Annotated in this window: 9 protein-coding genes; 2 read left to right on the forward strand and 7 right to left on the reverse strand. The window is 69.2% G+C overall.

Features of this window, described 5'->3' with window-relative positions; all coding sequences use genetic code 11:
* Window positions 1-1895: ComEC/Rec2 family competence protein (locus AX676_RS01445; RefSeq protein ID WP_066544060.1), on the forward strand; the 1895-nt coding region annotated here is incomplete at its 5' end.
* Here the strand turns inward: AX676_RS01445 and lexA are convergent.
* Together lexA and AX676_RS01455 are read right to left on the reverse strand one after the other, a co-directional pair.
* The gene (lexA, locus tag AX676_RS01450; RefSeq protein ID WP_066481811.1) at window positions 1889-2566 is read right to left on the reverse strand and encodes a transcriptional repressor LexA; all 678 of its coding nucleotides are present in this window, start codon (window positions 2564-2566) and stop codon (window positions 1889-1891) included. The two genes, AX676_RS01445 and lexA, sit on opposite strands and share 7 nt — an antisense overlap.
* Window positions 2567-2620: 54 nt before the next feature.
* On the reverse strand, window positions 2621-3835 hold the full coding sequence (locus AX676_RS01455) for a molybdopterin molybdotransferase MoeA (protein ID WP_066481808.1): 1215 nt from the start codon (window positions 3833-3835) through the stop codon (window positions 2621-2623).
* Between the two features lie 186 nt (window positions 3836-4021).
* Between AX676_RS01455 and katG the strand changes: the two genes are divergently transcribed.
* Window positions 4022-6226 (forward strand): catalase/peroxidase HPI, encoded by a 2205-nt coding sequence (katG, locus tag AX676_RS01460; protein WP_066481806.1) that lies wholly within the window; start codon window positions 4022-4024, stop codon window positions 6224-6226.
* A gap of 218 nt (window positions 6227-6444) precedes the next feature.
* Here katG and moaC read toward each other — a convergent pair whose 3' ends face one another.
* The 5 genes from moaC to AX676_RS17595 form a co-directional block, all read right to left on the reverse strand.
* Complete coding sequence (gene moaC, locus AX676_RS01465; protein ID WP_066481804.1) at window positions 6445-6915, reverse strand: cyclic pyranopterin monophosphate synthase MoaC; 471 nt, start codon at window positions 6913-6915, stop codon at window positions 6445-6447.
* Window positions 6916-6918: 3 nt separating this feature from the next.
* Entirely contained in the window at window positions 6919-7707 is a 789-nt protein-coding gene (gene trpC, locus AX676_RS01470; protein WP_066481802.1) for an indole-3-glycerol phosphate synthase TrpC, read from the reverse strand.
* Window positions 7704-8699 carry an anthranilate phosphoribosyltransferase gene (trpD, locus tag AX676_RS01475; RefSeq protein WP_066481800.1) on the reverse strand — a complete coding sequence of 332 codons (996 nt, stop codon included), beginning with the start codon at window positions 8697-8699 and terminating at the stop codon, window positions 7704-7706. Before trpD ends, trpC begins: the two co-directional genes overlap by 4 nt.
* Complete coding sequence (locus tag AX676_RS01480) at window positions 8690-9271, reverse strand: anthranilate synthase component II (protein ID WP_066481798.1); 582 nt, start codon at window positions 9269-9271, stop codon at window positions 8690-8692. Before AX676_RS01480 ends, trpD begins: the two co-directional genes overlap by 10 nt.
* Window positions 9272-9323: 52 nt before the next feature.
* A partial coding sequence (locus AX676_RS17595) for a bifunctional ornithine acetyltransferase/N-acetylglutamate synthase (RefSeq protein ID WP_156441208.1) occupies window positions 9324-9401 on the reverse strand: 78 nt, incomplete at its 5' end.

The raw sequence follows: 9401 nt of genomic DNA on the forward strand, positions 1-9401 counted from the left end.
GGGCAGTCGCCGCGCTGGTCGGGTGCGCGCTGATGGGGTGGCGGGCCGACCAAGTCGCCGCGCCCGTGCTGGCGCGACCTTCGGTGGTGACGATCGATGGCCGGGTCGATCGGGTGGAGCCGCTGCCCGCGCGCGAGATCGTCCGACTGCGCATCGCGACGCTGCCGGGGTCGGGCCTGCCGCCGCGCCTGCGCGTCAACGTGGCCGACACGGATTTGCCCGCCGATGTGCGACGCGGCGCGCGGGTCCGCCTGCGCGCACGGCTGGTGCCGCCGCCCCCCGCCGGAGTGCCCGGAGGCTATGATTTTGCGCGCGTCGCCTGGTTCGAGGGATTGGGCGCGACCGGGCGGGCATTGGGGCGCGTGGCGCTCGTCACCCCCGGCGCAGACGCGGGTGCGCCGCTTCGCGATCGACTGTCGGCGCATATCCGCAGCCGGCTGCCGGGCAGCGGCGGCGGCATTGCCGCGGCGCTCGCCACCGGGGACGAAGGCGGCATCGCCGACGACGATGCCGAGGCGATGCGGCGGTCGGGCCTGGCGCACCTGCTGTCCGTCAGCGGCCTTCACGTGACCGCGGTGGTGGGCGCGACGATGCTCGTCATGCTCCGCCTGCTCGCGCTCAGCCCGTGGCTCGCGTTGCGCGTGCGCTTGCCGGTCGTGGCGGCGGGCACGGCGGGGCTGGCGGCAATCGGCTATACCTGGCTGACGGGCGCGGAGGTGCCGACGGTGCGGTCGTGCATCGCCGCCCTGCTGGTGCTCGCCGCCTTGGCGATCGGGCGGGAGGCGATCACGCTGCGGCTGATCGCGGCGGGCGCGACGATCGTGCTCCTCATCTTTCCCGAAACGCTGGTCGGCCCGAGTTTCCAGCTCAGCTTCGCCGCCGTCACCGCGATCGTCGCGTTGCACGAGCATCCGCGCGTCCAGGGCTGGTTCGCGCGGCGCGACGAGAGCGGCGCGCGCCGGTTGGTCCGTGCGCTCGGCACGACGCTGCTGACCGGGTTGGCCGTAGAGGCGGCGCTGACGCCGATCGCACTGTTCCATTTCCACAAGTCCGGGCTGTACGGCGCGCTCGCCAATATCATCGCCATCCCGATGACGACGTTCGTCATCATGCCGGTCGAGGCGATGGCGCTGATCGCCGACACGATCGGCCTGGGCGCGCCCTTCTGGTGGATCGCGGGCGTCGCGCTCGACCTGTTGCTCGCGATCGCGCACGCCACCGCCAATGCGCCCGGCGCGATCGCGACGCTGCCGTCGATGCCCGCCGGGGCCTTTGCCGCGATGATCGCCGGCGGGTTGTGGCTGATGCTGTGGCGGACGCGGTGGCGACGCTGGGGGGCCGTGCCGCTGTTGATCGGCGCGGTTTGGGCGTTGGGGACGCCGCCGCCCGATCTGGTCGTGACCGGCGACGGCCGCCATCTGGCGCTGCGCACGGATGACGGCGGCCTGGCGCTGCTGCGCGCGCGATCGGGCGACTATGTCCGCTCGATCCTGGGTGAGGCGAGCGGCGTCGACGGCGCGGCGGATGCGCTCGATACCCATCCCGCCGCGCGATGCAACCGTGACCTGTGTGTGGTGGAGCATCGCGAAGGCGAACGACGCTGGCGGATCGCCGCGACGCGCAGCAGCTATCTCGTGCCCATCGCCGAAATCGTTCGGCTGTGTCGCGATGTCGACATCATCGTCAGCGAGCGGCGGTTGCCGCGTCGCTGCACGCCGCGCTGGCTGAAGCTGGATCGCGCGACACTGGCGCGAACCGGCGGGGTCGCGATCGCGTTCGGCGCCGGCCGGGTGACGACGGTGCGCCGGCCCGGCGATCGCCATCCCTGGCTCGACCCTGCAACGGTGCAACCGCCGCGCGTGACCTCACGCCCTCGGCGTTCTTGCGGTCAGTAGCGACGCAGCAACCCGGCAAGCCGCCCCTGTACGCGCACCTGGTCGGGACGGTAACGTTGCGGATCGTAGCTGCGATTGGCCGGATCGAGCCGGATCATCGCGCCCTCGCGACGGAAATATTTGAGCGTGGCCTCGTTCTCGTCGATCAACGCCACGACGATCTCACCGTCGCGCGCGGTCTCGGTCCGGCGCACCAGCGCATAGTCGCCATCGAGGATGCCGGCCTCGACCATCGAATCGCCCGCGACTTCGAGCGCATAATGATCGCCCGCGCCCAGCAACGCGGCGGGCACCGGCAGCATCTGCTGCCCCTCCATCGCCTCGATCGGCACGCCGGCCGCGATCCGGCCGTGGAGGGGAATTTCGATCACGTCATTGGCGGGGGCGGGCCGCTGCGGTGCCTGGCTCGGCGGGGTACCCGTGGCGGCAGCGCCCTTGCCCTTCTTGGCTTCCGGTCGCTCGGGCATCCGCAGAACTTCGAGCGCACGGGCGCGATTGGGCAGGCGGCGGATGAAATGACGTTCCTCCAGCGCGCTGATCAGCCGGTGCACGCCCGACTTCGACTTGAGGTCGAGCGCCTCCTTCATCTCCTCGAACGACGGCGACACCCCGGTTTCGGCGAGGCGATCCGAGATGAAACAGATCAGTTCATGCTGCTTGCGCGTGAGCATCGGGGTTCTCCGTCGGAACAGACCCGGAACCTTTAGGAAACGCGGGGAACGCTGTCAAGCACCAGCGGGCGCGAGCGGCAGGATTTCCACCGAGTCGCCGGGCGCAGCGGCCGGAGCGTGGGGCGCGCGCACGATCAGGCAGTCCGCGTCGGCGAGCGCGTGGAGCATCGAGCTGTCCTGTCGCGCCGGCTCGACCACAATGCCGTTGACGCGCATTGCGCGTCGATAGTCCGCGCGTGGCCCGTTGGGAGGCAGGGCCACCCCCAGCATCGCGGTCGTCATCGCCGGGAACGGATCGCGCGCGCCCAGCCGTGCCCGGATCAGCGGCAGGACGAACAGCGTCGCGGTGACGAATGCGGAAACCGGATTGCCGGGCAGGCCGATCGCCACCATCGCGCCGCGCGTGCCGGCCATCAACGGCTTGCCCGGCCGCATCGCGATCCGCCAGAAATCGAGCGTGACACCCGCCGCCGCCAGCGCCGGGCGGACCAGGTCATGGTCGCCGACCGACGCGCCGCCGCTGGTGACGAGCAGGTCGGCGTCGACCGTGCCGAACGCCGCGGTCAGCGTATCGAGATCATCGGGCAGGATGCCGAGGTCGACCAGGTCGACGGGCAGGTTGGCCAGCATCGCGGCAAGCATCACCCCGTTGCTTTCGGGCAGCTGCGCCGGGCCGATCGGATCGCCGGGCCGCACTAGTTCATTGCCGGTCGCCGCGATCGCGACACGCAGCCGGCGATGGACGGGCAGGGTGGCGTGACCCGCGATCGCCGCCAGCGCGATACACGGTGGGGTCAATGGCGCGCCCGCCGCGATCAGCGGCGCGCCCGCGACGAAGTCCAGCCCGCGCGGCCGGATGTTCGCGCCGATGGCAGCCGGACCTTCGCCGCTGAGTTTGAGCCGGTCACGCTCGCGCAGCGCCTCCTCCTGCACCAGCACGGTGTCCGCCCCGGCGGGCACGGGCGCACCGGTGAAGATCCGCACCGCCTGACCGATGCGGACCTGCCCCGTGAAGGGCGCACCGGCCGCGCTTTCGCCGACGATCCGGAGCGGTGCCCCCAGATCGGCGAAGCGCAACGCATAACCGTCCATCATCGCCAGGTCGCTCGCCGGCTGGGTGCGCGCGGCCTGCACCGGGGCGGCGGCCCAGCGCCCGGCCGCGGCGTGCAGGGCGGCGTGTTCGACGGGCGTCGGTCCGGCGAGTGCGAGCAGGCGGCGCTGGGCTTCGGCAACGGCCAGCGGCGCGGGATTCGGAGGAGCGGCGTTCATCGCCACGTGCTCTAGCGGGTTTGACCCCTGAGAAAAGCGGCGTCGGGCGATTTCGGCGATCGTTTCTCAGCCGCTTTCGATCAGTCTGACCGGATTAAACGTCTGGACGAATCCGCAAGCCGGCGCAATCCTTCGCGGCAGAGAGAGACCAAGTTCCCAGAGCAAAACTGCAGGATTGGAGAAGCCATGAACGTCGAATCGAAATGCCCGATCCACGGCAATCACATGGACGGCGCGGCCGTCCTGTTCGGCATGACCAACCGGCTTTGGTGGCCGAACCAGCTCGATCTTTCGATCCTCAACAAGAATTCTCCGCTCGTCGACCCGATGGGCGAGGATTTCGATTATGTCGCCGAGTTCAAGGCGCTGGATCTCGCCGCTGTGAAGGCGGACATCACCGCGCTGATGACCGATTCGCAGGAATGGTGGCCGGCCGATTTCGGTCATTACGGTCCGCTGTTCATCCGCATGGCGTGGCACGCCGCGGGTACCTATCGCATCGGTGACGGGCGCGGTGGCGCGGGTGCCGGGCAGCAGCGTTTCGCCCCGCTCAACAGCTGGCCGGACAACGCCAATCTCGACAAGGCGCGGATGCTGTTGTGGCCGGTCAAACAGAAATATGGCCGGGCGCTCAGCTGGGCGGACCTGCTGGTACTCGCCGGCAATGTCGCGCTCGAATCGATGGGTTTCCGGACGGCGGGCTTCGGCGGCGGCCGCGCCGACGTGTGGGAGCCCGAAGAGGACGTCTATTGGGGACCCGAGCGCGAATGGCTGGCCGATACCGGCCGCTATTCGGGCGAGCGCGAGCTGGAAAACCCGCTGGGCGCGGTGCAGATGGGGCTGATCTACGTGAATCCCGAGGGCCCGAACGGCAATCCCGATCCGGTCGCCGCCGCACACGACATCCGCGAAACCTTTGGCCGCATGGCGATGAACGACGAGGAAACCGTCGCGCTGATCGCGGGTGGCCACACCTTTGGCAAGACGCACGGGGCGGCCAATCCGGGCGAATATGTCGGTCCCGAGCCGGAGGGCGCGGCGCTCGAGCTCCAGGCGCTGGGCTGGGCGAACAGCTACGGCAAGGGCAATGCCGAGCACACCATTACCAGCGGCCTGGAAGTCACCTGGACACAGGAGCCGACCAAATGGTCGAACCTCTATTTCAAGAACCTGTTCGAGCATGAGTGGGAGCTGACCAAGAGCCCTGCCGGCGCGCACCAATGGGTCGCCAAGGATGCGGTCGCGGATATCCCCGATGCGCACCTGCCCGGCGTGATGCACAAGCCGACGATGCTGACGACCGACCTGTCGCTGCGCTTCGACCCGGAATATGGGAAGATTTCGCGCCGCTTCTACGAAAACCCGGACCAGTTCGCCAAGGCGTTCGCGGAAGCCTGGTACAAGCTGACCCACCGCGACATGGGTCCGATCAACCGGCTGGTCGGGCCGGAAGTGCCCGCCGAACCGCGCATCTGGCAGGACCCGGTGCCGGCGGTCGATCACCCGCTGATCGACGCGGGCGATATCGCAACGCTCAAGCAGAAGCTGCTCGACAGCGGGCTGTCGATCTCGCGCCTGGTCAAGACCGCGTGGGCCTCGGCGGCGAGCTATCGCAATTCGGACAAGCGCGGCGGGGCCAATGGTGCTCGCATCCGGCTCGCGCCGCAGAAGGACTGGGCGGTCAACGAGCCGGCGGAGCTCGCCCAGGCGCTGGCGGTGATCGAGCGTATCCAGGCTGAGTTCAACGCGTCGGCCGCGGGCGGCAAGCGGGTCAGCATCGCCGACCTGATCGTGCTCGGCGGCTGTGCGGCGGTCGAGGCGGCGGCAAAGAAGGCCGGTCATGACGTGACCGTGCCGTTCGCGCCGGGCCGCACCGATGCGACCGACGCAATGACCGACGCGGACTCGTTCGAGCCGCTGGAGCCGAAATTCGACGGCTTCCGCAACTATGCCGCGCACAAGCCGGTGCGGACGCTGGAGGAGAACCTGGTCGACCGTGCCAATCTGCTCGCGCTGACCATGCCCGAAATGACCGCTTTGGTCGGTGGCCTGCGCGTTCTGGGTGCCAATCACGGCGACAGCAAGCATGGCGTGTTCACCGACCGGGTCGGCACGCTCAGCAACGACTTCTTCGTCAACCTGCTCAATTCGAGCTTTGCGATGAAGTGGGAACCTTCGGCGGAATCAGAGGACATCTTCGTCGCCCGCGACCGCAAGACCGGGGAGGCCAAATGGACCGGCACCCGCGTCGACCTGGTGTTCGGCTCCAACTCGGTGCTGCGCGCGCAGGCGGAAGTCTATGCCGAGGGCAGGTCGGAAGCGCATTTCGTCAACGCTTTCGTCAAGGCGTGGGCGAAGGTGATGAACGCGGATCGCTTCGATCTCGCCTGAGACAGCCCGGAAGTAACATGCGGCCCCCTGGCAGCGATGCCGGGGGCCCGTTTTCTTTTGGCGCATGCGGTCTTCGTTTCTCGACTTCGCTCGAAACGAACGGGCCTTTGCCGTTAACGCGCCATCCGTTCGTTTCGAGCGAAGTCGAGAAACGCGCTGCACCGACCACCGCCCATCAGTCCCCCGCAAGCGTGCGGAAGAGGAAAGGGCGCTTCCCGTTACGCTGCCCGCCAGTCTCCGGACTTGCCGCCACGTTTCGAGAGCAGCCGCACCCCGCCAATCACCATGCCCCGGTCAAGCGCCTTGGCCATGTCGTAGAGGGTGAGCAGCGCCACCGACACCGCGGTCAGTGCCTCCATTTCAACCCCGGTCTGCCCGGAAGTGATCGCGGTCGCGCGGACGGCGACCCCGCGATCATCAAGGGTGAAGTCGATCGTCACGCCCGCCAGGGGCAGGGGATGGCACAGCGGCACCAGTTCGCTCGTCCGTTTGGCGGCCATGATCCCGGCGACGCGCGCGACGGCGATCACATCGCCCTTGGGCACGCGCCCCTCGCGGATCGCGATGCGCGCGTCGTCGGCCATGTCGATGCGTCCCTCCGCCACCGCCTCGCGCCGGGTCGTCGCCTTGTCCGCCACGTCGACCATCCGGGCGTTGCCGTCGGCATCGAGGTGGGTGAGGCCCGTCATCGCTCAGCCGCCGATCAATGCGCGCGTCGCGGCAGCCAGGTCGGGTTGACGCATCAGGCTTTCTCCGACCAGGAAGCAGCGGATGCCGCGTTCGGCCAGCCGGTCGCAATCGTCGCGAGTGGCGATACCGCTTTCGGCGACGAAGGTGCAGCCGGGCGGGGCCAGGTCGATCAGCCGCAGTGTGTTGTCGAAATCGACCTCGAACGTCTTCAGGTTGCGGTTGTTGACGCCAATCAGTCGTGACCTGAGCCCGGCAGCGCGCGCCATCTCCTCGGCATCGTGCACCTCCACCAGCACGTCCATACCGTGCGCAAACGCCGTCGCTTCGATCTCCGCCATTTGCGCATCGTCGAGCGCGGCGACGATGATCAGGATCGCGTCCGCGCCCAGCGCGCGCGCCTCGACCACCTGCCAGGGGTCGATCATGAAATCCTTGCGCAGCACCGGCAGGTCGCATGCCGCGCGCGCGGCGACCAGAAAGTCGTCATGGCCCTGGAAAAACGCCTCGTCGGTCAGCACGGAAAGGCAGGCGGCACCTCCCGCGGCATAGTCACGCGCATGCGCCGGCGGATCGAAGTCGGCGCGGATCAGCCCCTTTGACGGGCTCGCTTTCTTGATCTCGGCGACCAGGCCATAGCCGGTGGCGGCGCGGGCATCGAGCGCGGCGCGGAAGCCGCGTGGTGGATCCTGAGCGGCGATGCGCGCGTCGAGCTCGGCAAGCGTCACGCGCGCGCGCCGTTCGGCGACCTCCGCCGCCTTGTGCTCCAGGATACGCGCGAGAATGGTGCTCATGCGTTGGCGATCCAGCAGTCGAGAAGCGTGTTCGCCAGGCCGTTGTCGAGCAGCTCGCCGGCTTCCTCGGCCCCGGCCGCGAGCGTTTCGACCCGCCCGGCGACCATCAATGCCGCCGCCGCGTTGAGGATCACGGCGTCGCGATAGGCGCCGGCTTCACCCTGCAGCAACGCCCGCAGCGCCGCCGCATTGTGCGCAGCATCGCCGCCACGCAGCGCGCTGAGCGGATGGCGGGGCAGGCCGGCATCTTCGGGTGTGATTCGCCCGGGCAGCCTGGCGGCGCCGACATTGACCGCGACACTCGGGCCGGCGGTCGACAGCTCGTCCAGCGCGTCCTCGCCCGCCACGATCGCCGCCGCCTCCGCGCCCAGCGTTGCGAGCGCGTCGGCATAGACCGGCGCATAGTCGGGCCGGGCGATGCCGATCAGCTGGCGGGTGACGCCCGCCGGGTTGGCGAGCGGGCCCATCAGGTTGAAGATCGTGCGCCGGCCGATCGCCCGGCGGATCGGCGCCAGCCGCCGCAGGGCGGGGTGATGGTGCGCCGCGAACAGGAACCCGATGCCGATTTCGGCCAGCGTCCGTTCGGCGCTCCGGCTCGCGCGATCGAGGTCGAGGCCGAGCGCCTCGAGCGTGTCCGCAGCCCCCGCCATGGACGAAGCGGCGCGGTTGCCGTGCTTGGCAACCGGCACGCCCGCCGCCGCGACGACGATCGCGACCGCGGTCGACACGTTGAGCGTGTGATGCCCATCGCCGCCGGTCCCGCAGACGTCGATCGCACCGGCGGGCGCGGCAATGGGGAGCATCCGGGCGCGAAGCGCGCGGGCGGCTGCCGCGATCTCGATCGCGCTTTCGCCCCGTTCGGACAGGTTGACCAGGAACGCGGCGATCTCCGCGTCGGCGACCTCGCCGTCGAGAATGGCGGCGAACGCGGCGGCGGCCGCGTCGCGCGACAGCGGCGCCGAGGGATCGGGCAGCGCCGCGATCACGCGCATTCCCGCTCGATCCCGGCAAGTGTCAGGAAATTGGCCAGCATGTCGTGCCCATGTTCGGTCGCGATGCTTTCGGGGTGGAACTGCACGCCGTGGATGGGCAACTCAGCGTGGCGGAACCCCATGACGCTTCCATCCTCTGCGGTGGCGTTGACGATCAGGTCGTCGGGGATGTCGCGCACGATCAGCGAGTGATAGCGCGTCGCGGTGAACGGGGAGGGGAGGCCGGCGAACAGCCCCGTCCCGTCGTGCAGCACCGGGCTGGTCTTGCCATGCATCAGCCCGCCGCGCACGACTTCGCCGCCAAAATGCTGGCCGATCGCCTGATGACCGAGGCAGACGCCGAGCAACGGCTTGCGCTGCGCCGCGCACGCCGCGACGAGATCGAGGCTGATGCCCGCTTCGTTGGGGGTGCAGGGGCCGGGCGAGATCAGGAATGCCTGTGCGTTGCTGGCAATCGCTTCCTGCGCGGTCAGCGCGTCGTTGCGCACGACCTTCACCTCCGCGCCCAGTTCCATCAGATAATGGACCAGGTTCCAGGTGAAGCTGTCGTAATTGTCGATGACCAGGATCATGGCGTTGCCATAGCGCGCCCGCCGCCACGCGCAATCGGGCGATGGCGCGCGCTCAACTGCGATAGTCCGCGTTGATCGAGATATAGCCGTGCGTCAGGTCGCAGGTCCACACGGTGGCGCGCCCGTCGCC

The organism is Sphingomonas sp. CCH21-G11, assembly GCF_001555965.1.
Classification (GTDB): domain Bacteria; phylum Pseudomonadota; class Alphaproteobacteria; order Sphingomonadales; family Sphingomonadaceae; genus Sphingomonas.

Excerpts from the sequence above, each read along its gene's own strand:
- lexA (WP_066481811.1), bottom strand. The coding sequence starts at position 2,566 with ATGCTCACGCGCAAGCAGCATGAACTGATCTGTTTCATCTCGGATCGC.
- AX676_RS01455 (WP_066481808.1), bottom strand. The coding sequence starts at position 3,835 with ATGAACGCCGCTCCTCCGAATCCCGCGCCGCTGGCCGTTGCCGAAGCC.
- katG (WP_066481806.1), top strand. The coding sequence starts at position 4,022 with ATGAACGTCGAATCGAAATGCCCGATCCACGGCAATCACATGGACGGC.
- moaC (WP_066481804.1), bottom strand. The coding sequence starts at position 6,915 with ATGACGGGCCTCACCCACCTCGATGCCGACGGCAACGCCCGGATGGTC.
- trpC (WP_066481802.1), bottom strand. The coding sequence starts at position 7,707 with ATGAGCACCATTCTCGCGCGTATCCTGGAGCACAAGGCGGCGGAGGTC.
- trpD (WP_066481800.1), bottom strand. The coding sequence starts at position 8,699 with ATGCGCGTGATCGCGGCGCTGCCCGATCCCTCGGCGCCGCTGTCGCGC.
- AX676_RS01480 (WP_066481798.1), bottom strand. The coding sequence starts at position 9,271 with ATGATCCTGGTCATCGACAATTACGACAGCTTCACCTGGAACCTGGTC.